Source organism: Pyrococcus sp. ST04, from assembly GCF_000263735.1.
Lineage (GTDB): Archaea > Methanobacteriota_B > Thermococci > Thermococcales > Thermococcaceae > Pyrococcus.
The window spans coordinates 1,102,922-1,129,458 of record NC_017946.1 but is presented as its reverse complement, the minus strand read 5'-3'; the positions used below and the strand labels follow the sequence as shown (position 1 = coordinate 1,129,458).

27 protein-coding genes and 1 tRNA gene are annotated in these 26,537 nt (G+C 40.4%); 15 read left to right on the top strand and 13 right to left on the bottom strand.

Annotated elements, in window-relative coordinates:
* The first annotated feature begins 2 nt into the window (after nt 1–2).
* Entirely contained in the window at nt 3–287 is a 285-nt protein-coding gene (locus PY04_RS05845; protein ID WP_014734217.1) for a hypothetical protein, read from the top strand.
* Here the strand turns inward: PY04_RS05845 and cysS are convergent.
* A complete protein-coding gene (gene cysS, locus PY04_RS05840; RefSeq protein ID WP_048056040.1) occupies nt 284–1,714 on the bottom strand; it encodes a cysteine--tRNA ligase in 1,431 nt (476 codons plus the stop codon). The genes PY04_RS05845 and cysS overlap by 4 nt on opposite strands.
* Nucleotides 1,715–1,821: 107 nt before the next feature.
* On the opposite strand from cysS, the gene PY04_RS05835 reads away from it, so the two are divergent.
* The gene (locus PY04_RS05835) at nt 1,822–2,049 is read left to right on the top strand and encodes an Lrp/AsnC family transcriptional regulator (RefSeq protein WP_010868519.1); all 228 of its coding nucleotides are present in this window, start codon (nt 1,822–1,824) and stop codon (nt 2,047–2,049) included.
* A gap of 158 nt (nt 2,050–2,207) precedes the next feature.
* On the opposite strand, the gene PY04_RS05830 is transcribed toward PY04_RS05835, so the two are convergent.
* The 3 genes from PY04_RS05830 to PY04_RS05820 form a co-directional block, all read right to left on the bottom strand.
* On the bottom strand, nt 2,208–2,876 hold the full coding sequence (locus PY04_RS05830) for a TIGR00153 family protein (RefSeq protein WP_014734215.1): 669 nt from the start codon (nt 2,874–2,876) through the stop codon (nt 2,208–2,210).
* A 4-nt stretch (nt 2,877–2,880) separates the two neighbouring features.
* Nucleotides 2,881–4,053, bottom strand: coding sequence for an inorganic phosphate transporter (locus PY04_RS05825; RefSeq protein WP_014734214.1), 1,173 nt, complete (start codon nt 4,051–4,053; stop codon nt 2,881–2,883).
* A gap of 127 nt (nt 4,054–4,180) precedes the next feature.
* Nucleotides 4,181–4,819 carry a metallophosphoesterase gene (locus tag PY04_RS05820; protein WP_014734213.1) on the bottom strand — a complete coding sequence of 213 codons (639 nt, stop codon included), beginning with the start codon at nt 4,817–4,819 and terminating at the stop codon, nt 4,181–4,183.
* A 383-nt stretch (nt 4,820–5,202) separates the two neighbouring features.
* Here PY04_RS05820 and PY04_RS05810 point away from each other — a divergent pair, with 383 nt between their 5' ends.
* Both PY04_RS05810 and PY04_RS05805 read left to right on the top strand, forming a co-directional pair.
* Nucleotides 5,203–5,991 carry a nitrilase gene (locus PY04_RS05810; protein ID WP_014734212.1) on the top strand — a complete coding sequence of 263 codons (789 nt, stop codon included), beginning with the start codon at nt 5,203–5,205 and terminating at the stop codon, nt 5,989–5,991.
* Between the two features lie 53 nt (nt 5,992–6,044).
* Entirely contained in the window at nt 6,045–6,728 is a 684-nt protein-coding gene (locus PY04_RS05805; protein ID WP_014734211.1) for a fumarylacetoacetate hydrolase family protein, read from the top strand.
* Between the two features lie 154 nt (nt 6,729–6,882).
* Here the strand turns inward: PY04_RS05805 and trm14 are convergent, their stop codons facing one another.
* The 3 genes from trm14 to PY04_RS05790 are packed head-to-tail and all read right to left on the bottom strand — an operon-like array spanning nt 6,883 to nt 9,297.
* Nucleotides 6,883–7,935, bottom strand: a complete 1,053-nt coding sequence (trm14, locus tag PY04_RS05800; RefSeq protein WP_014734210.1) for a tRNA (guanine(6)-N2)-methyltransferase — start codon at nt 7,933–7,935, stop codon at nt 6,883–6,885.
* Nucleotides 7,936–7,937: 2 nt separating this feature from the next.
* Nucleotides 7,938–9,008 carry a GTPase gene (locus PY04_RS05795; RefSeq protein WP_014734209.1) on the bottom strand — a complete coding sequence of 357 codons (1,071 nt, stop codon included), beginning with the start codon at nt 9,006–9,008 and terminating at the stop codon, nt 7,938–7,940.
* Nucleotides 8,965–9,297: a TIGR04076 family protein gene (locus PY04_RS05790; RefSeq protein WP_014734208.1), complete on the bottom strand. Its 333-nt coding sequence runs from the start codon at nt 9,295–9,297 to the stop codon at nt 8,965–8,967. The genes PY04_RS05795 and PY04_RS05790 overlap by 44 nt, the downstream gene beginning before the upstream one ends.
* 147 nt (nt 9,298–9,444) lie before the next feature.
* On the opposite strand from PY04_RS05790, the gene PY04_RS05785 reads away from it, so the two are divergent.
* The 6 genes from PY04_RS05785 to tdh all read left to right on the top strand — a co-directional run bounded on the left by PY04_RS05785 (nt 9,445) and on the right by tdh (nt 17,806).
* Entirely contained in the window at nt 9,445–10,848 is a 1,404-nt protein-coding gene (locus PY04_RS05785) for a DUF515 domain-containing protein (protein ID WP_048056038.1), read from the top strand.
* A gap of 6 nt (nt 10,849–10,854) precedes the next feature.
* Nucleotides 10,855–11,817, top strand: a complete 963-nt coding sequence (locus tag PY04_RS05780) for a hypothetical protein (protein ID WP_014734206.1) — start codon at nt 10,855–10,857, stop codon at nt 11,815–11,817.
* A gap of 169 nt (nt 11,818–11,986) precedes the next feature.
* Nucleotides 11,987–14,659 (top strand): ATPase, T2SS/T4P/T4SS family, encoded by a 2,673-nt coding sequence (locus PY04_RS05775; RefSeq protein WP_014734205.1) that lies wholly within the window; start codon nt 11,987–11,989, stop codon nt 14,657–14,659.
* 18 nt (nt 14,660–14,677) lie between these two features.
* Nucleotides 14,678–15,745 carry a type II secretion system F family protein gene (locus tag PY04_RS05770; RefSeq protein ID WP_014734204.1) on the top strand — a complete coding sequence of 356 codons (1,068 nt, stop codon included), beginning with the start codon at nt 14,678–14,680 and terminating at the stop codon, nt 15,743–15,745.
* Nucleotides 15,746–15,819: 74 nt separating this feature from the next.
* Nucleotides 15,820–16,683: a type II secretion system F family protein gene (locus tag PY04_RS05765; protein WP_014734203.1), complete on the top strand. Its 864-nt coding sequence runs from the start codon at nt 15,820–15,822 to the stop codon at nt 16,681–16,683.
* A gap of 76 nt (nt 16,684–16,759) precedes the next feature.
* A complete protein-coding gene (gene tdh, locus PY04_RS05760; RefSeq protein ID WP_014734202.1) occupies nt 16,760–17,806 on the top strand; it encodes an L-threonine 3-dehydrogenase in 1,047 nt (348 codons plus the stop codon).
* 173 nt (nt 17,807–17,979) lie between these two features.
* On the opposite strand, the gene pheT is transcribed toward tdh, so the two are convergent.
* The 5 genes from pheT to PY04_RS05735 all read right to left on the bottom strand — a co-directional run bounded on the left by pheT (nt 17,980) and on the right by PY04_RS05735 (nt 23,171).
* Nucleotides 17,980–19,647, bottom strand: coding sequence for a phenylalanine--tRNA ligase subunit beta (gene pheT / locus PY04_RS05755; RefSeq protein ID WP_014734201.1), 1,668 nt, complete (start codon nt 19,645–19,647; stop codon nt 17,980–17,982).
* 9 nt (nt 19,648–19,656) lie between these two features.
* On the bottom strand, nt 19,657–21,156 hold the full coding sequence (locus PY04_RS05750) for a phenylalanine--tRNA ligase subunit alpha (protein WP_014734200.1): 1,500 nt from the start codon (nt 21,154–21,156) through the stop codon (nt 19,657–19,659).
* A 218-nt stretch (nt 21,157–21,374) separates the two neighbouring features.
* Nucleotides 21,375–22,013 carry a DUF120 domain-containing protein gene (locus tag PY04_RS05745; RefSeq protein ID WP_014734199.1) on the bottom strand — a complete coding sequence of 213 codons (639 nt, stop codon included), beginning with the start codon at nt 22,011–22,013 and terminating at the stop codon, nt 21,375–21,377.
* Nucleotides 22,010–22,561, bottom strand: a complete 552-nt coding sequence (locus PY04_RS05740; RefSeq protein WP_014734198.1) for an endonuclease V — start codon at nt 22,559–22,561, stop codon at nt 22,010–22,012. The genes PY04_RS05745 and PY04_RS05740 overlap by 4 nt, the downstream gene beginning before the upstream one ends.
* Complete coding sequence (locus tag PY04_RS05735; RefSeq protein WP_014734197.1) at nt 22,521–23,171, bottom strand: haloacid dehalogenase; 651 nt, start codon at nt 23,169–23,171, stop codon at nt 22,521–22,523. Before PY04_RS05735 ends, PY04_RS05740 begins: the two co-directional genes overlap by 41 nt.
* Before the next feature lie 83 nt (nt 23,172–23,254).
* On the opposite strand from PY04_RS05735, the gene PY04_RS05730 reads away from it, so the two are divergent.
* From PY04_RS05730 to PY04_RS05720, 4 genes are read left to right on the top strand one after another with little or no spacing between them, the layout of a single operon-like run.
* Entirely contained in the window at nt 23,255–23,587 is a 333-nt protein-coding gene (locus PY04_RS05730) for a transcription factor S (RefSeq protein ID WP_014734196.1), read from the top strand.
* Nucleotides 23,569–23,733: a hypothetical protein gene (locus PY04_RS09675; RefSeq protein WP_014734195.1), complete on the top strand. Its 165-nt coding sequence runs from the start codon at nt 23,569–23,571 to the stop codon at nt 23,731–23,733. Before PY04_RS05730 ends, PY04_RS09675 begins: the two co-directional genes overlap by 19 nt.
* 4 nt (nt 23,734–23,737) lie before the next feature.
* Complete coding sequence (locus PY04_RS05725) at nt 23,738–24,487, top strand: DNA polymerase sliding clamp (protein WP_014734194.1); 750 nt, start codon at nt 23,738–23,740, stop codon at nt 24,485–24,487.
* A gap of 34 nt (nt 24,488–24,521) precedes the next feature.
* Complete coding sequence (locus PY04_RS05720) at nt 24,522–25,082, top strand: hypothetical protein (RefSeq protein WP_014734193.1); 561 nt, start codon at nt 24,522–24,524, stop codon at nt 25,080–25,082.
* On the opposite strand, the gene PY04_RS05715 is transcribed toward PY04_RS05720, so the two are convergent.
* Nucleotides 25,071–26,303, bottom strand: coding sequence for an MFS transporter (locus PY04_RS05715; RefSeq protein ID WP_014734192.1), 1,233 nt, complete (start codon nt 26,301–26,303; stop codon nt 25,071–25,073). The two genes, PY04_RS05720 and PY04_RS05715, sit on opposite strands and share 12 nt — an antisense overlap.
* 84 nt (nt 26,304–26,387) lie before the next feature.
* Between PY04_RS05715 and PY04_RS09585 the strand changes: the two genes are divergently transcribed.
* A tRNA-Trp gene (locus PY04_RS09585) sits at nt 26,388–26,536 on the top strand.
* The last annotated feature ends 1 nt before the right edge of the window (nt 26,537 follow it).

Below are 26,537 nucleotides of genomic sequence, written 5' to 3'. Positions count from 1 at the left end.
AAATGGAAGAAATAAAAGAATATTTAACCCTTGTTAGGGCAAGAATGGAGTTTACCGAAAAATTTTACGGATTTAAGATAAATTATCTTCCCCTATACTTTGAAGGAGATGAGATAATAGTGTTGGATAAAAATGACGGCAGGATAAAGAGGTTAAAGGATAAGAGACCACTTACAGAGGAAGAACTAAAGGAAATAATGCCGAAGATAAAAGAGAACATAGAGAAAGGATTAATAGATGTTCTCTTAACAATGAACTTTTCTTGCATTCATGGGCCGGAGGATTAGACATTTATTCTCTTCCATATTGTTTTGTCTTTCTTGTCCTCAAGCTGTATTCCAAGCTTTCTTAGTTCTTCCCTAATCTTGTCGGCAAGATCATACTTCTTTTCTTTCCTGAGTTGACTCCTAACTTCAACCAGTAGCTCTATCAACTTCTCCTCTTCTCCAACTTTCTCTTCCTTAAAGTAGTCTTCAAAGATTCCAAATATCTCACTTACAATCTTAAAGAATTCCCACGCTTTTCTTAGCACTGATTCCTTAGGTCTTTCAACTTCAGTTAGATATCTATTTATTGCATTACTAACTTCAAACACGGCTTTCAAGGCTTCTGCAGTGTTAAAATCATCATCCATGGCCTCGTAGAATTTCCTCTTTGCACTTTTTATCGCTTCATATGCTTCAAACTCTTCCTCCCCCCAAGTATATGACAGTTCTGCCTCTTTCATTGCAGTCCTTATGTTTTCGAGAGTATTGTATAGCCTTTCGAGATTATTTTTGGCATGTTGCAGGCCTTCCTCTGTGTAATCCAGTGGTGATCTATAGTGTTTCTGGAGGACAAAGAATCTTATAACTTCGGGATTATATCTCTGGAGAAGTTCCCTTACTGTCACAAAGTTTCCGAGGCTCTTGCTCATCTTCTCTCCTTTCACCATAACAAAGCCAGTATGGAGCCAGTAACGAACCCATTCATGACCAAAGCAGGCTTCACTTTGGGCAATTTCATTCTCGTGGTGGGGAAATATTAAGTCGTTGCCTCCCCCATGAATGTCAAAGCTTTCTCCAAGATACTTGCTGCTCATAACTGAACATTCAATGTGCCATCCAGGTCTTCCATCTCCCCATGGACTTTCCCACTTGGGCTCTCCTGGTTTGGCCTTTTTCCATAAAGCAAAGTCTTCTGGATTTTTCTTTCCTTCACCAGGCTCTACTCTAGCTCCTTTCCTCAGTTCTTCGATTTTTATTCCGCTTAGCTTTCCGTATTCGGAGAATTTTTGTACTTCAAAATAAACTCCGTCACTTCCCTCATAGGCATAACCCTTTTCTATTAGCTTTTCGATGAACCTTATTATGTCTTCTATATGTTCAGTAACCCTTGGATATATGTCGGCAGGTTTAACTTTCAAAGCCCTCATGTCCTCTAAGAATACTTTTATGAACTTCTCTGCCAATTCTTTTGGATCTTCCCCAGTTTCGTTTGCCCTCCTAATTATCTTATCATCAATGTCCGTAAAGTTCATTACCATGAGAACCGTATACCCCTTGTGTTCAAGGTACCTCCTAATCACGTCAAATGCTATGTAAGTCCTCGCATGGCCCAGATGGGGATAATCGTAAACTGTTGGACCACAAACATACATCCTAACTTCTCCTTCTTTTAGAGGCTTGAATTCTTCTTTTCTTTTTGTGAGGGTATTGTAAACCTTTAGAACCATGACACCCACCGCCTAGAACCTTCGATTATCCTTTTATTAGAGTGTCGGTAATGGTAAGACAACCTTTAAATACCTAGCGGAAAATAATTCTATTTGGTGATGGAAAAATGGTGACGGCTTTTATCCTGATGGTTACGGCCGCGGGTAAGGAGAGGGAAGTCATGGAGAAACTTTTAGCGATGCCTGAGGTTAAGGAGGCATATGTAGTCTATGGTGAGTATGATCTAATAGTTAAAGTTGAAACTGATACACTAAAAGACCTCGATCAATTCATAACTGAAAGAATTAGAAAGATGCCTGAGATTCAAATGACGTCAACGATGATAGCAATTTAGCCTTTAGCTTTTTTCTTTTGGAAGTCTCACTGTTCATACTGAAGATACAACATTTGAGCCACGTAAACTCTTTTTTAAATGTAATAATGGACTCAGAGAGGCTAGTAGGCTAAGTCGAAGAGAGTGAGAAGTTATTGGCTCTCTAACCTTTTACCAGGTCATTTGTTCATCATTATTCTTATCCTTTCAGCAGCATCTTTCGCTTTATCAGAGATATTACTAAGAGTCCTTGCAATGTTGAGTATGTATAGACCATCAGTCCAGTCTAGGTGGTTATTAAATACAAGCATCATAAGCTTTGTATCAAGCCCATCTATCTTGTTTTCAACTTCCTCTATTTGCCTTATAATCTCATACTCTTTCTCTATTTCTTTCTCCGAAAACCCACTTTCAACAACAGTATCCATCTGCTTTATTGCCTCATAAACTAGCTTTGCAGCCTTTATGCTTTCTTTGCCCATTTTTAAAATCACTTCTTTTATCTCATTTGGGATCTGGGGTTCTTTCTTCACTATGAGCCATTTTGCAGTGTCTTCAGCGGCATCGGCCACCTTATCCTGCATGTGGAGGTATTCCAATATGTCTGTTCTTTGAACTGGCATTAGAAGTTTTGAAGTGATACTATTCCTGAGCTCCATCTTTATTCTATCGGCAACATCCTCTAATCTATCTACTTCAATAGCATATTTTGCCATCTCCTCATAATCCCCCTTGGCCCAAAGATCAAGAGCCTTCTCGAGTGTCTCCACGGTTTGAACGACAACCTCTGCATGCTTTATTAGGGGCTTAAACGGACTTTTCGCAAATAACTTGGTCCAAACCTGCATGATATCACCCCACAATCAGCATTAGGCCTTTGAAAATAATCGCTGAGATAACTCCTGCTGTGGGAACAGTAACAAACCATGAGATTATTATATCCTTAACAATATCCTTATTTATTGCTTTTATCCCCCTGGCAAGTCCAACTCCAATAACAGCTCCTACAACCGTATGGGTTGTTGAAATAGGCATTCCGAGCCAGCTTGCTATCAGAACAACAGTAGCGGCAGAGAAATCTATCGTAAATCCTCTGGTGTTTGTTAATTCTGTTATCTTCTTTCCTACAGTCTCCATAACTCTATATCCATAAGTGGCGACTCCAATAGCTATCCCAAGACCACCCAAGGCCAAAATCCACCTCGGAACTGGAACCTTTGCTCCGGCCATTCCCATAGTTGCTATTGTATACACAGCAGCAACTGGACCTATGGCGTTCGCAACATCATTAGCTCCGTGGGCTAAAGCCACGTATCCTGAAGTTATTACTTGGACTCTTCTGAATATAGCCTCCGCTCCTAGATATGGATCAACTTTGGGGAATCTGACTTTTAGTATCAAGGTAACTATTATGAACGTAATTATTCCTACAGGTATCCCAAACTTTACAATGCCGACGAAGAGAGATTTCCCGTGAAGAACTTTTAGGTAGAACATCGTTCCTATAACAACGAATGCCAGCCCAATCCAGAATGGTGACCATCTTTTTGCACTTTTTATTGGGTCTTGGCTTTGTAAGACAGTTCTTGTTATTGCTTTGAAAATAAAGAATGCAAATATTGCTCCAACTATTGGCGAAAGAATCCAGCTCATAACAACTTTCGCCATTTTGCCCCAGTTCACTATAGATGTTCCAGCATAAACTATTCCGTAACCCACTATACCCCCTATAATTGAGTGTGTTGTTGATACGGGGAGACCGTATTTCGTTGCTATTACAAGCCAGATTGTAGCCCCTAGGAGGGCAGCTATTGACCCATATATTAAAACGTTCGGGTCAGTAATCTTAGAGGGATCTATTATTCCCTTCCTTATGGTTTCTGTAACACTCTTTCCAAAGAAGTACGCACCTGTGAACTCCAAAACACCAGCTATTAGAACGGCTTGTCTAGGAGTTATTGCACCTGCTCCAACAGCGGTGCTCATGGAGTTTGCGGCATCGTTAGCACCAATTGCCCATGCCATCGCAAGCCCCAAAATTATCGTGAACAGAACCCAAGGATCGCCAATTATCACGGCGATTTCACCCGGCTAAACGTTGCCTTTTAAATATAAATATCTTGCCGAAGTATAATATAGACTCCAAAATATTCTATATAAAATATTTATCAATATATATTCCCGGGGGGAGAATTAGGGAGACTTCCTTAACATTCTTTAAAAACGGTATCATGTTTATTCCCTCATTCACCCTTATTCCTTCCAAGTACGGATTTATTGTAGGGAATATAATGAACTTTCCCACTTTTACAAAGCATTTAACTTTTCTTTTTACTCCGCCAAAATCGATCAAGGCCGTTGGATGAACGTGACCCAGGAAAGCCCTCTTGAAGTCGCGGTCTTCTGGAAGGTCCCTATGCCCATGAATAAATAGGATATCATCCAGGATGTAGTAGTCGACAACCTCTATGTTCTCAAACTTTCCTGTAACTTCCTCGATCTTACCATCGTGATTTCCCTTGGTTATGATAACCTCAATATCTCTAATCTTAGAGAAGAATTCAAGTAGTATCCTTTGCGTATATTTGGAAATTCCAAGCTCCTCCTTAACATCTCCAAGAATTATCAAAACGTCTGGGTCTACACTCAAGATATATTCTGCAAGTTTACTTTCTAGCCTCGACCTTATTTGAACCCCTCTAAAAGGTTCAAAGGCTAGATGGGGATCTGCAAAAACTAAAACTTTCCCTTTGGAACTTTCAAATTCAAAAGAATATAAAGAAAAGTCCATGGTCAGATAAGTCCCCTCTCCTTCTTTCTCTGTCTCTTGAGTCTCCTAATTCTCTTTTTAATCCACTTCCACCTCATTCTACCCTTCTTTTTCCATTTCCTTGGCCTCCTCTTCATGAGCGTCACCTCCCAATCTCTCAGTTTTAAGGGCAGACCCTTATCTTTTAAGTTTTATCAATCAAAATTTTTATCTAAGTTATCTGTGGATTTCAGAGGGAATAAGAGTGTTTTTAGCTTTAATTTGATAATGTGATATTTATTTTATCGAAATCGCATAAAAATACTGAATTAGCAACTTTTTACAAGATAAGAGCTATATTATCTGATAAAAGATACCCCATAAACTTAATTAGCCTCAAAATTAAAACAACCCTCGGTGAGAGTATGGTAAAAGTGGCGTATGTCCAAATGGAACCACTTCTCCTAAATCCTGATAAAAACTATTCAAAGGCCGAAGGGCTAATAAAAGAAGCAGCAAAAAAAGGGGCTAAATTGATAGTTCTTCCAGAGCTTTTTGATAGTGGTTATAACTTTGAAAATAGGGATGAGGTTTTTGAAATAGCTCAACCGATTCCAGATGGAGAAACGACGACTTTTCTTATGGATGTTGCTAGAGATCTTGGAGTATATATAGTAGCTGGAACTGCAGAAAAAGAAGGAGAAAGTTTGTATAATTCAGCTGTTGTTGTTGGGCCAAGAGGATACGTGGGAAAATATAGGAAAGTTCATCTATTCTACCGAGAAAAATACTTCTTTGAGCCTGGAAACTTGGGATTTCGAGTTTTTGACTTGGGCTTCCTTAAAGTAGGGGTTATGATATGTTTTGACTGGTTCTTTCCGGAAAGTGCAAGAACACTAGCACTAAAGGGAGCTGACGTCATAGCTCATCCAGCCAATCTTGTAATGCCTTACGCACCTAGAGCAATGCCAATTAGAGCCCTCGAAAACAGAGTCTATACCATAACAGCAGATAGGGTAGGTGAAGAAAGAGGTCTAAAATTCATAGGGAAAAGTCTTATAGCTTCTCCAAAAGCAGAAGTGCTCTCCATAGCCTCTGAAACTGAGGAAGAAGTTGGGATAGCTGATATTGATGTACATATAGTCAGGAATAAGAGAATTAATGAGCTTAACGATATCTTCAAAGATAGAAGGCCCGAGTATTATTTCATGTAAAGATAATAAGATGTTTAAACTCAGAATCCACCAAATTAAGAAGGGTTGCTAAAATGGGGTATGTTAGATTGCCATTTAGGGATGGCTATTATGAAGTGAGGCCTACCAAAATAGTTGCTCTGGCAAAGAATTACGTTGAGCATGCCAAAGAAATGAATGATGAGCCTCCAGACGAACCCATAATATTTTTAAAGCCCCCTTCTGCCCTCATAGGGCCAGGAAACCCTATTATACTCCCTAGGAAAAGCAAAAGAGTTGACCACGAAGTTGAGCTTGCAGTAATTATTGGAAAGAGAGCGAGAAAAGTCCCTGCCGAAAAGGCCTTTGAGTACGTTCTTGGCTATACGATTCTCCTGGACATTACTGCCAGAGACTTACAAGATGAGGCAAGAAAGAAAGGACACCCCTGGACGGTTTGCAAAGGATTTGATACATTTGCTCCCGTTGGGCCCAGAGTGGTTGATAAAAGGGAACTCGATCCTAGTGACCTCGAGATAGGACTTAAGGTAAACGGCAAATTAAGGCAAATTGGAAGAACGAGTCAGATGATATTCAAGATTCCAGAGTTAATTGAATACATAAGCTCAATAATGACGTTAGAGCCAGGTGACATAATAGCCACCGGAACACCGCCGGGAGTTGGACCTTTAAGGCATGGAGACAAAATTGAAGCTTGGATCGAAGGGATAGGGAAAGTTGAGTTTGATGTCTTAAGTGAAGATTCAATTCTTTGCTGAACTTATCTCCTCACCATTTCAAACATCTTCGAAGGGTTACATTTTATTTCTGGTTTTTTAATCCCTCATCCTCATAAGCAGCTCAAGCGTTTGCATTTTCAAGAACTTCAAAATAAAGAAATCTGTGGCATTTCTTCTCACGTGGATCTCCTTGCTACCTTATGACGTAGCAGTGAACATCTAAGCCACCATGACCAATTATCCTCTTCTCTAGTATTTTAAATCCATGCTCTTCAATTGCTTTTTCTATTGCATTTTTTTCTGTAGTAATGAACACCCCTCTTCCGTTTAAGACCTTGGATAGCTCCGAGAAGAATTCTGAGTACAGCTTTGGTATCATACCCTTCTTTCCAATTTTCAAACCATAAGGTAAGTTGCTGACCACTGTATTTACTTCTTCAACATATTTGCTAAGTTTCGTAGCATCTCCGAGAACAAACTCTATTTTATCAAAAACGCCGGCTGCAATTGCATTCATTTTTGCCCCTGTGAGATGTTTCCTAAACTTTTCGAGGCATATTATCCTGTTCTTGTACCCTCTAAGGGCAAGTTCTATCGGAATTGTTCCCGAGCCACAGAATGGATCAGCAAAAATTCCTTCGGGCTTCGAAAGCTCGATTAGCGCGTTTGCTATACTTGCCTTCAGATGAGCTGGGTGATCATAGACTCTCCATGGCCTTCTGTGGAGTGAATGATCCCCTGTAATGTCAACCCCAAGTATGAAAATGTCCCCAATGAGCTCTGCCCTGATTATCACGGCTGGATGGTCAAGGTTAACGGGAGCTTTAGTTTTTTCCTGAATAATCCTTCCAACTACCCTTGCAATATCTACGCTTCTAAATTCATGACTTCCAAATCTCTCGGCCCTAACTCCAAAGCTCTCTTTTTCCTTTAAGTAAGCCTCTATATCAACCTCTCTTGTCACATTCTCAATTTCTTCTAAATTCCTTGCACGAGAAACTGTGAGGAGAGAAATTATTCTATGTAACGTTCTTGAGTTTTTTGTTAAAACTTCTCCAATGCTTATTGGTCTTTTCTTCCCTTTTTCGTCAAGGTAATATCCCTCTTTAGTCTCTAAGAGAATTCTACCTTCTATCCCCCAAGGTCTAATTTTAATTTTCAGAACTAAATCTGAAAGTATTCTCTCTATCTCTTTCGCTGCTATATCCTCAATTCCCTGAGCGGTAGTTAGAAGGAATTTCGGCATTTTCAGTCCTCCAATATTGCTATTATTCCTTTCCACTTTTTACCAAAACATTCACTCATAACGACATTCTTACCAGTAATTTTCTCAATAAACTTTAATGCATTGGGACATTTCTTAAAACCAGTTGCTATTGCTATTGTAAATTCCCCAACTTTTACCATCCCAAATCTCTTTTCGCTTCCTAGATATTCATGCAGCTTATTTTCATACCTCCATAGTATCATTCTTGGCTCCGTAATTTCATTTGCTTTTATTTCACTTAGTATATCATCAAAGCTGGGAATGAAGGTTTCTTCTTTCTTTTCTTCCTGACTAAATAGCGTAAATCTCCCAGTTTGCCATTCCCTAAGGAACCATCTTGCAGTTTCTTCAATATCGACTTCTCCTCCCTCTCTAAAGAGACCTCTCTTCTCTCCTATCATCCTCAAAATATCCTCTTCATTCTCGAATTCTTTTATTCCAAATTTTTCGGTTAGGGCTTCTTTTCTTGTTTCAAGTATTCTCTTAATTAGCTTTAGCGCTGGTTTAACTGGGTCTCTTATTTTATCCGCGGGAAATCCCCCTTTTATGACCAGCTCATCAAAATCGTCAATTGGAACCACTCCGGGAGTATCCAAAAGCCATAATCTTTTTGTGAGCCTAATCAGTTGTTTGCCCTTTGTATATCCAGGAATTGGGGCAGTGCCAACAGCGTGTTTTCCCTTGAGCACGTTAATTATTGTACTCTTCCCAACATTTGGATAGCCAATTAGAGCGACTTTAACTTTTTCCTTCTCAATTGATTTTGCAATCTTCTTTAGCTCTTTTCTAAGGATTCCTGTTCCTTTTCTCTCCCTTGCAGAAATGAATATTATCGGGACGTCACTTCTTTGTTTATACTCCTCGGCCCATTCTTTGGGAACTAAGTCAGCCTTGTTCATAACGATTAGTAACTTTTTTCCACTTTCAATTACCATCTTCTCGAGTTTCTTATTTCTGGTACCTATTGGATCTCTAGCATCAACTACCTCAACGACAATATCTGCCTCGTTAATTACCTCTCTTACTATTTTCCACGCTTTCTTTTGTTTCATCTCTGACCACCGTTATTTCAAATATTACAGTGCCTCCGTTGGTATAAGGAGGACCAGGATCTAGACACTGAACGTAAGCTTTTTCACCTTTTCCAAGCCCAAGATCTTTTGGCTTTATGCCTTTCCTAAGGGCTACTATATATGGTAGCAACGATGCAAATGCATGCGTACAAATTGCGTCTGTTTCTTCCAGCACTACTTCTGGACCCTCTATAGTAATTTTATCTCCAATTTTAAATACAGGACAATTTCCCCTGATCTCTACAACCTTTATCACTAATCGTTCCACGTGTGATCACCTAGAGGAAGTTTAATAATATTTGGGATAAAATTATAGTGGCGAAATCTAAATAAACACATAAGAACATGGATGAATAGTAGGATATTTTGCTGGATGATTATTATTTTTACAGATAACCCAATGGTGGTGTCAACGGTGGCCGAGGATATTGAGGCAAAGATAAGGAGGCTTAGAGAGTTAGGGAGAGCCGTAAGTGAAAGTGAAGAACAACCCCCTACTCCTGCCCCTCCTAGACCTCCGAGGAGAAGAATATCAAGAGTTGGTATGCTTAGGGAGAGAGAAAGACGAAAAAGGATAATTATCGGTGCTCTTGTGTTAGCAATAATTATTATTGGTGCGATAATAAGTGTTTACATCTATTTAGAAAATAAAGCCGCAAGGGAGTTAGAAAATGCAAAAAAAGCTAAAATTGCAGAAGTTAATGCATGTTTTAAAGGACCATTAGCTAATGATACTGCTAAAATTCAACTAATAAATGCCATAATGGCCGCTAATAGTCTTGAGGAATTACAAAAAATAAATGTGAAGGAAGTATGCCAAGAAAGGTGGAAAGCATATGAAGAAGCTAAACGTAAAGCAGAAGAAGAAAAATTAGCTAGAGAATTAGCAGAAATTAAGAATAAGACGAAAGAGAACATAGAAATAGCTTTTGAACCATTATTGCAAGTTCAAGTTCCAGACACCCTTAGAAAGGAGATTGTAGATACCTTAAACATGCTCTTGAAAGAAGTAGATGAAGCAAAGACAAAGGAAGAGGTACTATCTATTGATCCTAATCCTTATCTGCTAGACCTATGGAAGAAAGTCTATTACTACAGAATTGATTCTATACCAACTACAAAAGTTATCCTAGTTAAAGGCAATGTAACCAATATTTATACAAAGAGTGAAGCTAAAGAGGTTATAAGTAAAGTCGAAAGCCTTGCAGACTTGCTTCAGTACCAAGTACGGGAAGTGAAATTCGTTCAAATAGCTCTCGTATTATCCAGAAAAGATGCGAGTGGAGGCTTTTTAAAGCCAGGAGACAAAATCGAAATATATGACAAAAGAACCGGAAAAAGATTAGTTCCAGAAGGATACGTAGTTCTCGTGTTAGTAGATGCGAGCCAAATAAACTTAGCCGAGACTCAATCTAAGAGTAAGAGTGAAAGCTACTCAGAAACAAAGTCTTCACAGCAATCTTCTACTACAAACTATTCCCCCGGAGAGACCTCTTATCAAGAATCTCAGAGTATAAGCTCTCAGACATCTGTCCAACAGACGATCTCTGAATCCCTGTCTGCGGGGTATTCCTACAATGTAAATCTTGGGGAAGTACTCAAAGCAATAGCAGCAGGAAAAATTAAGAGCCCTGATACAGTTAAGGAGGTATTAGAGGGTTATGGATGGAGGGTTTTGAATTTAGAAGAACAAACTAACCTCCTGGCATTGGATCCAGATAGAACTAGAGTCCTTGTGATCGTTGAAATACCTTCAGAGTTTATGGAAGAAGTGCTTAAGGCAGAGAATTCTCTAGTTATAGGCAAAATCTCGGGGTGATCTAAGATGAAATGGCCCCTCTTTTTGATTTTATTATTAGTTGGTAGTTTGGTCATCCAAACATCTCCAGCATCTGCCCAAGAAGTTATTGCACCCAACAATATGTATTTAACAGCTTTAATCAGCTTAGAAATAAACTTCACGCTTATAAATACAGGAGATGAGCCAAAGTTCATTATAGTAAATCCTAGATATCAATTTGAAGTTATTAGGGAAGACAAGAGTGAGGTTTTGCACCACATAAGTGGCGATACAGGGTATATAGGCTCTCCCAATCTTAACATCTTAAATTCGAGAATCGGATTTTGGATATACCCCAATGAAGTTTTGAAGGTAAAATTCTTTATTGATACACCAACAAAATTTCCGATTAAATTAAGGGATTATACAACCCTTCCATGTGCCGGACAAGTTAGGGTTATCTCTGGAACTCCCATGATAGACATTCCCTACGGCACTTTAGATAATGGGCCATTTTGTGATATCCTATACCCTCAACTCATCAACTCCCCAATTTTTCTCAAGCCAGAGACATTCTTCCAGTATAGAGAAAAGAATATAGTTCTTTACAGCTATGAAGGACTCGTTAAGTTAAATATCACCCATGACAAGGGAATAGAAAATGTCACCCTAGGAAGAGACTGGTTTGCCGTTGCTATTCCAATATTCTTCCCAAATGCAAAAATGTATGATTTCTATCCCGAGCCAACAATGAATTATTCAGATTATATCTCCTACATTCGTGGAACATTTTGGAATATGATACCGCACGAAACACCCATAGAGAAAGAGATATCTGAAGATATAGTCCTATATGATATAACAGACAGCTTGCTTTCTACAAATTTTGAAGCTAAGAAAGAAGAAAACGTTAAGTTTGAGAAAATAGATTATCCAATATGGATAATATGGTTAGGGGATAAGAATTCCATTGAAATAGAGTACAAGTTTAAATGGTCTAGAGGGTGAGGTGAGAGTTTTGGAAGAGAAGAAAAAACGTTCATGGATTGATGAGATCTTAAGTAGTGATAATTTAACTCTCGAGGCTATTCTTAAGAAAGGAGCTACACCTCCAAAGAAAGAAGAAAAAAAGGAGACATTAGAGACGTCAAAATCTGTAACACTTGGAGACATATTGATGGGGAAATCCCTCACTAAAGAAACAAGGCCCGCAAAGGAAGAAAAACCAGCACTACCATTAGCATTTATCCAGGAACCAAGTGCCCCAAAACTTGAGGAAATTCTAAAAAAGCCCGAACCACAGCCTGAAGAAAGAAGACCAATAGGACCAACTCTTCAAGAGATTCTATCCCCAACGGGAAAACCAGGGAGGTATATTGGAGAAGTTAAGGTTCTGGATGTTTATGGAAATGTTAGAATACTAAAAGTTAAAGGAGAAGCCGTTCCAATATATGAGATAAACTTACCAAAGCTAAGTAAGGAAGAAGAAAAGCTGCTTAAGATGGTTAGAGACAGGGCTATAGTTGAAATACAAATTGACCCAGAATCCATACCAAATTACGAGGAGAGAAGAAGGGTTTTCATGAGAGAAGTCAGAAAGATGGTTAAAGAAATGGCTCCAACACTATCTGAAGGTAGAGTTGAGCTTCTTGCAGAGTTAATAGTTCAGAACATGATAGGATATGGAAAGCTTGACCCACTGGTAAGAGATGACAATTTAGAAGAGATTATGGTAATAGGACTATATAAACCCGTTTATGTATGGCACAGACGTTTTGGAATGTGTAAAACTAACATCTCATTCTCAAACGAACGTGAGATACTTAACATCATTGAAAGAATTGCAAGAGAAGTTGGAAGGAGAATTGATCAACAGAATCCCCTTTTAGATGCGAGACTTCCTGATGGAAGCAGAGTTAATGCCACACTACCACCAATAAGTCTCGATGGACCAACACTTACGATAAGAAAGTTCAAGAAAGATCCACTCACAATAATAGACCTAATAAAATATGGAACAATGAACAGTGAAGTTGCAGCATTTCTTTGGCTCCTTGTCGATGGACTCGGTGTTAAGCCAGCCAATATCCTGGTTGCTGGTGGAACGGGTTCGGGTAAGACCACTACTTTAAACTCATTAGCGATGTTCATACCCCCAAGTGAGAGAGTAATTAGCATAGAGGATACTGCAGAGCTTCAATTGCCAATAGAACACTGGGTAAGGCTTGAAACAAGGCCTCCAAACGTTGAGGGCAAAGGAGAAATTACCATGGATGACCTAGTTAAAAACACCCTTAGAATGCGTCCGGACAGAATCATCGTAGGTGAAGTCAGAGGACCAGAAGCGAGGACAATGTTCACAGCTATGAACACTGGACACGATGGGGCCCTGTATGGATTCTCTGTAATCCAACTCTCTGATGGAAGGGTTGAGTTTATTGGGAACTTGGTGGACAGACTGTTTGAAAAATATTCCAACAAAGTCAGAAAGTACAAAGACCTCGAGTTCATCGAGCTTGAAGAGAAAGACGTATTTGAAGTTGTTAGTGTTGGGCCCGATTTAAAGGCCAGAAAGCGCAGGGTTACGAGGGTCTGGAGAAGGAAGGTTAAGAGGGGAGAGAAGCTTATCCTAATCAAAACAAAGGCCGGAAACGAGATAATTCTAACGAAAGATCACCCCGTCTTTACCTTCCTGCATGGAGATATCCTCAGAAAAGAAGCCGAGAACCTAAAACCCGGAGATAGAATAGCAATGCTCCTCTCAATCGGCGTACATTCTGATTCGTATGGAAGCATTCCCTCGAGATCATATGAGTACTCAGATTTCACTAGTCTAGGGATTGAAGTAAGTGGAATTGGAGACAATTCAGCCGTAATGGCAAATATGGGACATGAGATTGGGGTTCCTCAAATTTCTAGAGGGTATGAAAATGTTAATGCTGAGTCATTCATTGGAGACAGCATTCCCGTGCCTCCACTTGTAATGAAGACGCTGAGAGAAAGACTAAACCTCACTAGGGCTGAACTCTCAAAGCTGGTTTCATACTATGTAAGAGAGAATATTCCAGAGCACGTCATAGAGTCCATAGAAGATGGCAAAACAAGAGAAATTGGAAGAGATATACTAAGAGGAATTTCTTTGGCATTCCAAAGGATAGCTAAAGATATTGGAGATAAAGAGTCCTTAATTCTAGCAAAGAAGTTGGAGATAATTAGCAAAGGTGACATTTACTGGGACGAGGTAGTTAGTGTACAAGAAATTGACCCCGAGGCATTTGGAGTAAAATACCTCTATGATCTAACTGTTGAAGGATATCACAACTACATTGCAAATGGGATCCTAGTCTCAAACTGTATGGGAACAATACACTCAAATTCAGCTAGGGAGACAATAGTCAGACTTGAGAGCCCACCGATGAATGTTCCGAGGATTATGATTCCTGCCTTAGATATAATCATAATGCAAGTCAGGTACCATACTAGGAAAAAAGGCACTATAAGAAGAATTACGGAGATAGCGGAAGTTTCTGGCATTGAGGGTGAAAGCGTTCAGCTTAACTTCCTTTATAAGTATGACCCAGCGAAGGACGAACTTATAAGAACCGAAGTGCCAAGTAGGTTCATTACAACATTGTCTTATCACACAGGTATGTCTATTGAGGAGCTCAAGCTTGAAATTGAAAAGAGAAAACTAATATTAGATTGGATGATTGAGAAGGGAATAAGGAAAATTGAAGAAGTTGGAGCTCAGATTAGAGAATTTTACATTGATGAAGAAGAATTCCTAAAGAAAATTGAGAGAGAAGCAGCAACAATAGAAATGAGCAAGAAAGTTAAAGAGTTCATATGATGCAGAGGGGGAACAGTGATGGGGATCATTTCCGCATTTTTAGAATTCCTGGAAAAGCTTGGGGGAAAAACCCTAGAGGTAGCTGAAGTTCCAGTAAGAAAAATCCCAGAGAGGGGAGTATCAATAAAGGAGAGGCTCGAATATCTTAAACAGATGAGGGAGCAAATAGAGGAGGAGAAGGCCAAAGAGGAAGAGAAGTTAATAGAGGAGACAATTGAATGGCGTGAGAAAGTTATTGAGAAGACACCTCTCTCAGAGAGAATTGCTGAGGGATTTCTTAAATACTTCCGAGGTCCCGTTGAATCGTTAAGTAAGTCAATCAAGGGTCTTGAAATTGATCTATACAGAGCTAATATAACAATGTCCAAAGAAAAGTACGTAGCCCTTATGTTGGCTGTTGGTATAATAGTCTCCCTAATGAGCCTAGCTTTTGCAATAATAATATATCTTCCTTGGGATTTAGCTATTTTATTGGCCTTTCTTGGCTTTATCCTGGGCTTTTTCTACATGAGGATATATCCAAAGCTCGTTTGGAGGAGAAGAGTTGAAGAGGTTGAGAGGGCCCTTCCATATGTCCTTAGGCATATGGCCTCTCTATTAAGTGCTGGTGTTGGAATAGCAGAGGCAATGGTTTCCGTTGCGAAGGCTGATTATGGGGTTATCTCAGAGGAGTTTCAAATGATAGTCCAGGACATGCATAAAGGTGCAAGTTTTGAGGATGCTCTCTCAAGATTCGAGGAGAGAATGGCTTCTGATAACGTAGTTAAGGTAACTAAACAGATATTAAGAGCAATAAAGTTTGGAGGAAATCTTGCAGATATCCTATATAAAATGGCAGATGAGTTTGCATTTGAGTATAGAATCAAGCTAATGGACTATGTGCAGAAAATAAATGGCTTATCGTTCGTATATATGTTCATGTCTGTCGTCATGCCTACACTTTTGATAGTGGCAATTTTGGCAGGATCTTTACTAGCTAAAAGGCTCGTAATTACAATATCTGGCCTTGTAGTTCTAATGCTATTTGCATTTCCGATGCTTTCTGTAATAATGATAATTATGATAAAGAGAGCTGAGCCGAGGTGATATTATTGGAAAGACGTGGTGAGGCAAAGAAAGGAGTAATAACTCCAATATTAACGAGAATCATAGAAAGAATCGTGCCAAGGAGGGCACTTAAAAGATATGATATTCTGTTATATTCAGCTGGTATTGACTTCAAGGCATCTGAATATATAGTATTGTCACTAATAATAGGGATCATCATTGGTGCGATACTATTCATTTTTAGTAATAATATCACTCTCCTGGCACTTGGATTTTTATTTGGGAGCCTTGGAATAGGATACGCCTATCCTCACCTTAGAATTTCAAGAAGAATTGATGAAATGGAAAAAGCTCTTCCGGATGCTCTTTTTTACCTTGCAGGCTCTTTGAGAGCAGGTGTATCTTTTTCCGAAGCTCTTGAAGAGTTAACAAACGCAAAATTCGGAGCTCTAACCCAAGAATTTAGAAGAACCGTAGCAGAAATTAAGAGGGGTAGACCAACTATAGATGCCTTAAGGGCATTTGCACTGAGGAATAAAAAATCCGAGGTTATATACAGGGCAATGATGATAATAATTGAAGCCCTTGAAAGAGGTGCCCCAATGGCAGACGTTCTTGTAGCCGTGGGTAATGATGTCAGGGAAGTCCTAAGGATAAAGAAAGAGAGAAAGGCGTCTACCGGAATGCAAATGATGTTCTTCATAACTTCTGGAGGGTTTGTCGGTCCATTTATTGTTGCTGTAATTTCGAACATAGCAACTATGATGACGTACTCTGGAATGGAGGTTCAAATACCAGTTAATGAACTGAGAATAATCTTATGGCTATTCTCAATTATCCAAGGATTTATAACAGGACTGGGAATTGGAATAATAAGAGAGGGAAAATTTTCAGCTGGTGCAAAGTATGGAATCCTTGTTTCAATGATGGCAGGGGCAGTATTTTGGGCAGGAATGCAGGTTAAGATTGGATTCTAGTCTAATTTTATCCCCATAAAGCGTTTAAATCTATATTTAATATGTAAAATTGTCAAATATTAATGGGGTGAATTCGATGTCAGAAAAAATGGTAGCTATCATGAAGACAAAGCCAGAGTACGGGGCTGAACTTGTCGAAGTTGATGTTCCAAAGCCAGGGCCGGGAGAAGTTTTGATAAAAGTTCTAGCAACCAGCATTTGTGGAACTGACTTGCACATATATGAGTGGAACGAATGGGCACAAAGCAGGATAAAGCCTCCTCAGATAATGGGTCATGAAGTTGCCGGCGAAGTTGTGGAAGTTGGCCCAGGGGTTGAGGGAATAGAAGTCGGTGACTACGTCTCCGCTGAAACTCACATAGTCTGTGGTAAGTGTTATGCTTGTAGGAGGGGACAGTATCACGTCTGTCAGAACACGAAGATATTTGGTGTTGACACAGATGGAGTATTTGCTGAGTACGCAATAATTCCTGCTCAGAATGTTTGGAAGAATCCAAAGAGCATACCACCCGAATATGCCACCCTCCAAGAACCCCTAGGAAACGCTGTAGACACTGTTCTTGCAGGACCAATAGCTGGTAAGAGCGTTTTAATAACAGGGGCTGGCCCCCTGGGACTTCTAGGAATAGCCGTTGCGAAGGCGTCCGGTGCATATCCAGTAATAGTCTCAGAACCCAGTGAGTTCAGGAGAAACTTAGCAAAGAAAGTTGGCGCTGATTATGTTATTAATCCATTTGAAGAAGATGTTGTCAAAGAGGTAATGGATATAACTGACGGAAATGGAGTTGATGTCTTCTTAGAATTTAGTGGGGCTCCAAAAGCATTAGAACAGGGACTACAAGCTGTTACCCCCGCTGGTAGGGTTTCCTTACTAGGTCTCTTCCCAGGTAAGGTTAGTATAGACTTCAACAACCTAATAATCTTCAAGGCTCTGACTGTGTACGGCATAACTGGAAGACACCTTTGGGAGACTTGGTATACTGTTTCCAGACTTCTCCAGAGTGGAAAGCTTAACATTGACCCAATAATAACCCACAAGTATAAGGGATTCGATAAGTATGAAGAAGCCTTTGAGCTTATGAGGGCTGGCAAAACTGGAAAAGTTGTTTTCATGCTAAAGTAGTACATTTACTTTTGTAAAGTTTTTTGGCTCTTTTTCAATATTCTTTGCCAAATGTTTATAGGATATTACTATTGTAACATATTGGCGGGAGAGAAAAATGGACATTGAGTTGATTATTAATCTAGAAAACTTTGATATTATGATCACAATCATGAGAAAATATGTAAAAGAGGTTAGCGGTAAAGAGGTTTCAAAAACAACTCGAAGGCAACTACAGGAACTTCAATATTCCAGTTTTCAAGGACTTGTGGATGAATCTCTCCTATGATACCTATCTCTTTCCCATCTACAAGGATTTTTCCTACTCTTCCGGGTATAAAGCTTCCATGCTCTGTCTCTTCTATTTCGTATTTAATTCCCAGGTGCCTCATTAGAGAGTCAAGAATTTCCTTTGCGTTTGTAAAGGTATATCCCGTGCCCGCCAGTGCAACTGCAAGCTTGGGTTCGCTTACAGTTTTGGTTTCCTTAGATTCATCTATCAAGGTTGCTAAACCGACCTCAAATATCCTTTGAGGATACTCTTCATGAGTGTTATTGCTTAAGAACTCCATTAGACTTGGAAGGAGCCACTTTCTCAGAGCGCTCCATCTCTGACTTATTGGATTCGCAATTTCTACGATGTCCTCTTCTGGAATGTTCATCTTCTTGAACTGAGCCTCTTTATTGGTTAAGTTAAATGTCATTACCTCTTGCAGGCCAAATCCTACCATCAAATCCCTAATCGCATCCTCGAAATCTTTAAATGGATCTCCTCTCCCCTGGACAGCCAACTGAGGCTCTTCAGGTTCTATGTTGTTATATCCGTACGCTATTAGAACGTCTTCAAGGACATCCCTAGCGTGCATTATATCATCTCTAAACGCTGGATACTTAAGCTTAATCTTGCCATCATAGATTTTTACTTCGTACATCATTCTCTCAAGTAGCTCTTTGATTTCCTCTTCACTCAGGGTAAGACCAGAGAGCCTCTTTATGTACTCTGCCTCCACCTCAAATTCTCTGGGAGTTAAATCTGGCGTTTCTATCTCAAAATCCTTGTAGACAACCCTAACACTCTTTATTTTTCCACCTCTCTCGGCTAATGCTGTAACCATGACGTTTAAGGCTAGCATGACCTTCCTTAGATCCCATCCCGTGACATCTATGAAGACGTTTCTAGTTTCCTCGGTAACTCTCCCAGTGAATTCGGAGTTTATTATCGGAGGCATTGAAAGGACATTACCTTCACTATCAACTAAAAGTGGATAATAGGGCTTGTCTTTTATTAGATGACCATATTCCTTTCCTTTCTCATGCTTCTCAAGTATCTCTTCAAGCGTCATCTCTTCGTTGAAGCCTAGAGGAACAAACTTCTCATCCTTCCTGGCGGCCCTATAGTAGATTGGGGGCTTAACTTTATCGAAGTCGAAAATTCCTATGGCTACCTCTCTTCTCCTCCTTCCAAATGTTAGGGCTACTTTTTCCTGAAGCTGTATCATTTGGCTTAATGAATCCTCGTCAAGCCTCAGTCCTTCGACTATAGCATAAACTCCGTAAGGCCTTACGTCCTTGAGCTTCTCGTCCACATATACAACGACATCACTCTTTTCAATTTCATATCTTGGTAATCCTTTTTTTATTCCAAGTGCCCACTTTATCTGCCTTGCAACACCCTCCGCACTCCAGAGATCAGGTCTGTTGGTGTCCTTGGAATCCAGCTTGAAGTATACCTTTCCATCTTCCTCCCACACGTCATCAAGTTCACATTTTGCATAGAGTACCAAGTCTTCCCATTCTTCAATGGTGAAAGACTTTCCGATGAGCCTTTCCAAATCTGACTTCGAAACATCAAACTTTGGCATGTTATCACCTCACCAGATCAGCTTTGCCTCTCTAAGCCATTTTAGGTCGTAGCTGAAGAGGTATCTTATGTCATCTATTCCGAGCTTAAACATTGCGAGCCTATCTATTCCAATCCCCCAAGCTATAACTGGCTCTTTAATTCCTAAAGCCTCAGTCATTTCCTCCCTGAATACTCCCGCCCCACCAAATTCTACCCATCCGAGTTCCGGATGGTATGCGCTAAGTTGAACACTAGGTTCTGTGAAGGGATAGTAATCTGGGAAGAACTTTACCTTCTTTGCTCCGGCTATTTCTATGGCGAACCTCTTAAGTATTCCGAGGAGATGTCTGAATGTTAAATCTTCACTAACAACGAATCCGTCTATTTGGTTAAATTCTATCAGGTGTGTTCTATCCAAGACATCGGGCCTGAATACCCTTTGAATTGTGAAGTACTTTCCGGGAATTTCAACCCCTTTTGCGAGCTGTCTTGCACTTAGGGCCGTTGCATGGGCTCTTGGCATTAAAAGCATGGCTCTCTCTGGTGACCATACATAGCCCCATCCCCTAGATCCAGCAAGCCCTCTCTCATGGGCAGTTCTTACTTTCTTAACTAGCTCTTCATCTGGGAGAAAGCCCTTCTCAGGGTACTTAAGTTGATATGTGTCTGTCCACTCTCTGGCGGGATGGTTTTGAGGCTGGAACAGTGCATCAAAGTTCCAGAATTGTGTTTCTATTAGGCTTTCCACGGTCATCTCAATGAATCCCATTTCAATTAACCTTCTTCTTATTTTATCCAAGAAAACCCTGTATGGTTGCTTTTTGCCAGGATATATTCTTTTTACCGGAGCTTTTATGTTAAATGGCTTAAATTCAACTTCTCTCCACTTTCCTGAGGTAATTAGTTCTGGAGTTAGAATGCTTACCTCTCTTTTAAGCTCTATTCCTTTCCTTATTATCTCAAGCCCCTTCTCTGTTATTTCAACTTCTCTCTCAGTAACTTCTTCTTCTTGGGCGACTTTTCTCCTTTTGAGTTCCTTTATGCTTATGACCTTTTCAACATCTTCAAGAGGCAGTTCTTTTTCTCTAGCGAGAAGTTCGAGTGCTTGGTCTATTGGCCTCTTCTCTGGTTTTTCCCCTTTTTCTGTTATCTCTAGTATCAGACCTTCTGGAGTTTTCTCAACTTTTACCCATCCTTCTCTCCTTAAAAGACCAACAATTGGCTTTATTTCGTCTTCTGTAAGAACTTCTTTTAAATCCTCAAGTTTGATTCTTTTCTTCTTTTGTAAAACCTTAAGAGCTCTTATCTCTGGGAGGCCTATTTCAGCATACTTCTCTCCCACATTTGTTAATTTAACAACCTTTATCCTTCTCTCATGAAGCTTTGCGAGTCCTTCCTTTTGGAGTGTCAATATAGCCCTCATAACGGCTACTTGCTCCAAACCAGTTGCTTTTGTAAGGTCTTCAATTGATGCCTTTTTTAATTCGCCAAGTTTTAGAAGGACAAGCTTTTCGTTATAACCTAGCATTCCCACTCACACCCCGTGGTGTAAGGGTCATATATTTAAAAATGCTTTTTGGTTAGTTATTACTGTCCGACCCCGCCCGGGTGGCCCGACCGAGGGAGCGCGCCGGGAATGGCGCGCAATGAACGAGGCGACGTCGCCGGGCGGACAGGGCCCGGTCTCCGGGGCCGCCTGAGGAAGCCGAGAATGGCGGACAATGAGGGCGGGCGGATAATCCGGGCCTATATTACTTCAATCCTTACTCTATCCCCATCTTTAAGGTTTAAAACCATCCTCAAGTTTACTGGAGCTATGACTTCTGCTATTTTTGGTGGGTGGATTGTTCTCGAGGGTATGACTATAGCTCCTTCAATTCCATCTATTTTAACTCTATAAGCCCTCACATCTCCAAATGTTCGTCCATCTTTCACAAAACCAGGAATTATTATGGGTCTTGAGTTGCAAAGAGCATCGAATATCGTCTTAGGAAATATGACTTTAACATTTAATGTTCCGGGATACGGGTCAAAGCCGAGATATTCTTTAATTAGAGGGGCATACTGCTGAACATAGTAAGCTCCTTCACCAATACCAGAGACCACCTCCCCCACTATAACCCCGCTATAAAGGGCAGAGGACAACTCTTCGTATAAACTTTCAAGAAGTTTAATGCCCTTATCAGTTATCTCTATCAAAGTTCCTTTCCTTGATTCCTGCTTGAGTATATAGCCGCGATCAGCAAGCTCCTCGAGCCATCTTAATACTGTTTGAGGGGATACACCAAGTTCATTTCCAAGCTCTCTTAGGGTTATGAAGACTTGTTTCCCTATCCCCCCTCTCTTAGCGAGACTTATGAGTAAATAAAGGGCTTTAACTTTCATTTTATCTTCCCCTTTGAAAGTTTATCGGCAAATTTTAATGGTTTCGGATAACCTTTTTCATCTAATAATTCTCTGACTATCCTAACAGCATCATCTAGAGTTATCAAATTTCCGACACTTACATAAACCTTCCCCACCTTTCTGTAAAGCTCTCTAGGAACACCTTTTAAGGGCTTTTTTGCAACGCCTATAGTGGGCTTCTTTATTAGAATTCCAATGTGCGAAGCCAGCCCATATCCTCTTGGATGTGCTTTTCCGTGCCCCTCAACGAGTAAGACGTCAAACGATTCTCCTCTTATTGAGAGTAAGATAGGCCTTGTTTCTCTCAAAAAGAAAAATGTTGGAATGTAGGGAAAAGAAACGGTGCACTCAACAACCTTTGTTTTCAAAATATTACCCGAAGGAAATGAAGCTAGTACGTAAGCTGCTCGTGCCTTCTCTCCCCTATAAGAGACGTCAACGGCGGCTACCGTTTTGACCGTTTTAAGCTTCTGCTCCACTATCCTTTTACTTAGCTTCATCTGAGCTTCCGCTATCTTTTCTAGCATTGAGAACTTCCTCCATCTTCTGTTGAAGCTTCATATTGAGCTTTGCCCTAGTTATATCTTCTAGAGTTCTTTCAAGAATGTATCTCGCTTGATCTTGTTTTTGCCTGACGTTCACAAGCCCTTTAGGATATTCCAGGGTCATTAGTTCTTCATAAACCTCTTCCATGAATCTGTAAGTGCTCTCTGCGACTTCAATGTTTCCCTGCATTAAGTTTATTAGAAAGTATCTTCTAAGCTCGCCAATAAAGTCCCCGACGCCAAGGATGTAGTCCTGAGGAGGTATGCCAAGTTCTTCATGGCTTGGAAAGTCTCTATCTGTAAGATAGTGATACATCAGAGTGGCTTCAACAAATTCCTGATTTGCAGTTTGCACATGGCCTGTGTAATACAAATCTGGATGATTAACAAGTTTCTCTTTTAACTGCTTCACAAGGATGCCAGCTTTTGTAAGCCTTTCCTTGGCGAGTTCCATATCCCCTCTGTGCATCGCTTTTATTGAATCTCCGCTTAATCTTACAATTTCCCTGCTAATTTGAAGGGCCTCTTCCCTTAGCGTATCTTTCTCGTCGAGTTCTTTCTTAATTGCCCCAATTATATCTTCTATCCTCATCTTCTTCCCCCAAGATGTATCTGGGCAAAAGTTTTTATCCTGAACGGTCTAACCTTGCCCTCGGCTAGTGTGGGGGTGAGAAAATGGTGAAGTTTTGTCCTAAGTGTGGGAGTATCATGATCCCCGATAAAAAGAGAGGAGTTTTCGTGTGCAGAAAGTGCGGTTACGAGGAACCAATAAACCCAGAAGATGCCAAGGCTTATAGAAGAACGGAGGAAGTTAAACACAAGCCAGATGAGGGAGTTATAGTAGTTGAACAAGATTTCTCAACTCTCCCAACAGCCAAGGTTACATGCCCCAGATGTGGTCACAACGAAGCATGGTGGTGGGAGTTGCAGACAAGAGCCGGAGATGAGCCAAGTACAATATTCTACAAGTGCAAGAAGTGTGGTTATGTATGGAGGAGCTACGAGTAGAAGTGCTAAGGAGACTGGCTGAACGAGCTCTGAAGGAATTGGAGGAGGCTTATAAAAGGATACCCGACACCAACAACGGAAAGACTTATTTATGGAGAGGTAAAGAAAGGGTTAGACTCATGCTCAATATTCTAAAGGAGGTGTAATGGAATGCCATTTGAAATAGTCTTTGAGGGAGCAAAAGAATTCGCTCAGCTTATAGAAACAGCAAGCAGGCTAATAGACGAGGCTGCTTTCAGAGTTACTGAAGAAGGAATAAGCATGAGGGCAATGGATCCAAGCAGGGTCGTTCTAATAGATCTTAACCTCCCTGCAAGTATATTCTCTAAGTACGAGGTTGATGGAGAGGAAACTATTGGAGTGAATATGGATCACTTAAAGAAAGTCCTCAAAAGAGGAAAGGCTAAAGATACTCTTATATTAAAGAAGGGAGAGGAGAACTTTCTTGAAATAAGCCTTCAGGGAACAGCCACCAGAACGTTTAGACTTCCTTTGATTGATGTGGAAGAAGTCGAAGTAGATCTTCCCGAGCTTCCATTCACGGCCAAAGTCGTAGTTCTTGGTGACGTTCTTAAAGAGGCAGTAAAAGATGCATCCCTTGTAAGTGACAGCCTTAAGTTCATAGCCAAGGAGAATGAGTTCACAATGAGGGCAGAGGGAGAGACGCAGGAAGTTGAAATAAAGCTGACTCTAGAGGACGAGGGTTTGCTTGATTTAGAAGTTGAAGAGGAAACAAAGAGTGCATATGGAGTCAGCTACCTTGCGGATATGGTTAAGGGAATTGGAAAGGCAGACGAGGTAACTATAAAGTTCGGAAATGAGATGCCCATGCAGATGGAGTACTATATCAGGGACGAGGGTAGGCTAACATTCCTACTTGCTCCAAGAGTTGAGGAGTGATATCTCCTTTCTATCCCCTTTTTAGGTGTTTAGAATGGATATTGAAGTTTTAAGAAAGCTTCTTGAAAAGGAGCTTTCTTCCCTGGAATTAACAGAGATTGATGAGGACTTTTATAGGGACATAGTGAGTTTCAAGAAGGCGTTGGAAATTAGTGCAGAGAGGCATGAAGAAAGAGGAGAAGAAATAGAAAGAAGGCTATATCTGGCCCAACTGTCGCTCCTTCAAAACCTTATACGAGAAATCTTGAAAATAAGGTTGCACAAGATAGTTGATATGGCCTTTGAGGGAGTTCCTCGCAATCTCGTTGGTGAAGAAAAGAAGATATTTGCCATAATCTCGGCTTTTATAAATGGAGAACCCCTACCCTTAGAAAGCAAAGAACTTGAAATACAGGAACCTTCTGAGGAAGAAGTGAAAAGGAGACATGGCATTGTTGACTTGTATCTAATAAGAATCGACATTCCAAAAATTCTTGATGAAAAACTCAGAGAATATGGACCATTTAAGGCGGGAGACCTCGTAACTCTTCCCAGATCAATAGGGAACGTTCTTGTAAAGAGAGAAGTAGCCGATAGAATAACACTAAGCCTTTAGAACTAGTAATAAGGCTAGGATTAGAGGCAGAGTCGTCGAATATAACATAAGTTCGAAACTTATATCAGCAAGATATCCTCCCAGTAGAGGCCCTATAACCCATCCGAGACTCATCATGGTATTTAATAACCCCATTCCTTGGCCTCTCTGGGTAGAGGGAGTTCTTTTGGCTATGTATGTTGATGATGAGCTTATTATCATTGCCCATTTTACCCCAGAAACTATGCACACTAATGTCATTACTAGAACACTTTTGGCAAGAGCATAGCCTATGAAAGTGAATATATAACCTACCAGGGATATTTTGTAGAATAGTGATTCTCCATACCTATCTATTAACTTCCCGATGATTAGGGAGCTCAAGGCTGCTGCTAGAGAGTCAACGCCAAAGAAAAGGCCCACAAATTCTTCTCCAAACTTTTCCTGGAAATATACAGAAACGGTGGAGTAAACTTCACCAGATGCTATCATAGCTAAGAACACAGAAATATAAAAGAGGCCTAACTCACCTTTCATAAGCTCTCTAAAAGCCAGCTTTGTTAGTTCAACTCTCTCAGATTCCCGAGCTTCTTGCACAATTATGAGCCTCTCAATTTTACGTCTTGGTCTTTCTCTTTCCTTTAGGGGGATCAGAAATAAAATCGCTATTATTGAGAATATTGATGCAACAAAGAATGCACTTCTTACATCCATCTTCTTGACAACGTAACTCCCTATAAAATTCCCTACCATATATCCCATGTTCTCAATGAAACTGAAGAACCCAAAAGCAGAACCAACCTTCGTTGAGAGCTCTGATATCAACGCTGAATGAGCAGGGGCTAGAGAAGCACTTAAAGCACCTTGAAGAGCCCTAAATCCAAGGAGAAGGAGTGGGGTTGTTATGAAAGATACTATGATGTAGGTTGTTGCAGATGACAAGATTCCAAGGGCTATAAAGGGCTTTCTCTTTCCAACGCTATCAGATAGATATCCAAAAGGGTACTGGAACACTGTGGAGGTTAAGTTAAACACCACGCTCAGCATCCCTACAAGAAAAACCGTGCCCCCTATTATCTTCATGTACACAGTTAAGTAAGGAAACGCTATTCCCCAAGATAAGTTCGCAAAAAACATGGCTATCGCAAAGAATATTATATTTCGTCTTGTGATGTTTTTCTTTTTGATTTTCCTGGCTTTTTCTCTGATTCCCTGTAGCGCCACTGCCTCTCTTGCTTTCATTTAGCTCACCCTCTAAACGTTTAGCTAATGACCATAATGGGGGTAAAGCTTATAAGTTCATCGGAGGGTAAAGGTTAATCGAGTGGGGGCGTGGTGTAGCCTGGTCCATCATCGCGGGCTCCAGAGGCCATGAGGACAGGCGGGTTTGCTGACCTCGGGGCGTGATGAACCTTTGGAGCCCCGAGGGCCGGAGAAACCCGCGGACCGGGGTTCAAATCCCCGCGCCCCCACCAC

Excerpts from the sequence above, each read along its gene's own strand:
- PY04_RS05810 (WP_014734212.1), top strand. The coding sequence starts at position 5,203 with ATGGTAAAAGTGGCGTATGTCCAAATGGAACCACTTCTCCTAAATCCT.
- PY04_RS05740 (WP_014734198.1), bottom strand. The coding sequence starts at position 22,561 with ATGCTAGAAAAGATAGCGGAAGCTCAGATGAAGCTAAGTAAAAGGATA.
- PY04_RS05845 (WP_014734217.1), top strand. The coding sequence starts at position 3 with ATGGAAGAAATAAAAGAATATTTAACCCTTGTTAGGGCAAGAATGGAG.
- PY04_RS05820 (WP_014734213.1), bottom strand. The coding sequence starts at position 4,819 with ATGGACTTTTCTTTATATTCTTTTGAATTTGAAAGTTCCAAAGGGAAA.
- trm14 (WP_014734210.1), bottom strand. The coding sequence starts at position 7,935 with ATGCCGAAATTCCTTCTAACTACCGCTCAGGGAATTGAGGATATAGCA.
- PY04_RS05825 (WP_014734214.1), bottom strand. The coding sequence starts at position 4,053 with ATGGCATGGGCAATTGGTGCTAACGATGCCGCAAACTCCATGAGCACC.
- PY04_RS05775 (WP_014734205.1), top strand. The coding sequence starts at position 11,987 with ATGGGGAAATCCCTCACTAAAGAAACAAGGCCCGCAAAGGAAGAAAAA.
- PY04_RS05720 (WP_014734193.1), top strand. The coding sequence starts at position 24,522 with ATGGATATTGAAGTTTTAAGAAAGCTTCTTGAAAAGGAGCTTTCTTCC.
- PY04_RS05780 (WP_014734206.1), top strand. The coding sequence starts at position 10,855 with ATGAAATGGCCCCTCTTTTTGATTTTATTATTAGTTGGTAGTTTGGTC.
- PY04_RS05730 (WP_014734196.1), top strand. The coding sequence starts at position 23,255 with ATGGTGAAGTTTTGTCCTAAGTGTGGGAGTATCATGATCCCCGATAAA.
- PY04_RS05745 (WP_014734199.1), bottom strand. The coding sequence starts at position 22,013 with ATGAAAGTTAAAGCCCTTTATTTACTCATAAGTCTCGCTAAGAGAGGG.
- PY04_RS05830 (WP_014734215.1), bottom strand. The coding sequence starts at position 2,876 with ATGCAGGTTTGGACCAAGTTATTTGCGAAAAGTCCGTTTAAGCCCCTA.
- PY04_RS09675 (WP_014734195.1), top strand. The coding sequence starts at position 23,569 with ATGGAGGAGCTACGAGTAGAAGTGCTAAGGAGACTGGCTGAACGAGCT.
- PY04_RS05725 (WP_014734194.1), top strand. The coding sequence starts at position 23,738 with ATGCCATTTGAAATAGTCTTTGAGGGAGCAAAAGAATTCGCTCAGCTT.
- PY04_RS05715 (WP_014734192.1), bottom strand. The coding sequence starts at position 26,303 with ATGAAAGCAAGAGAGGCAGTGGCGCTACAGGGAATCAGAGAAAAAGCC.
- PY04_RS05750 (WP_014734200.1), bottom strand. The coding sequence starts at position 21,156 with ATGCTAGGTTATAACGAAAAGCTTGTCCTTCTAAAACTTGGCGAATTA.
- pheT (WP_014734201.1), bottom strand. The coding sequence starts at position 19,647 with ATGCCAAAGTTTGATGTTTCGAAGTCAGATTTGGAAAGGCTCATCGGA.
- PY04_RS05795 (WP_014734209.1), bottom strand. The coding sequence starts at position 9,008 with ATGAAACAAAAGAAAGCGTGGAAAATAGTAAGAGAGGTAATTAACGAG.
- PY04_RS05770 (WP_014734204.1), top strand. The coding sequence starts at position 14,678 with ATGGGGATCATTTCCGCATTTTTAGAATTCCTGGAAAAGCTTGGGGGA.
- PY04_RS05805 (WP_014734211.1), top strand. The coding sequence starts at position 6,045 with ATGGGGTATGTTAGATTGCCATTTAGGGATGGCTATTATGAAGTGAGG.
- PY04_RS05835 (WP_010868519.1), top strand. The coding sequence starts at position 1,822 with ATGGTGACGGCTTTTATCCTGATGGTTACGGCCGCGGGTAAGGAGAGG.
- cysS (WP_048056040.1), bottom strand. The coding sequence starts at position 1,714 with ATGGTTCTAAAGGTTTACAATACCCTCACAAAAAGAAAAGAAGAATTC.
- tdh (WP_014734202.1), top strand. The coding sequence starts at position 16,760 with ATGTCAGAAAAAATGGTAGCTATCATGAAGACAAAGCCAGAGTACGGG.
- PY04_RS05735 (WP_014734197.1), bottom strand. The coding sequence starts at position 23,171 with ATGAGGATAGAAGATATAATTGGGGCAATTAAGAAAGAACTCGACGAG.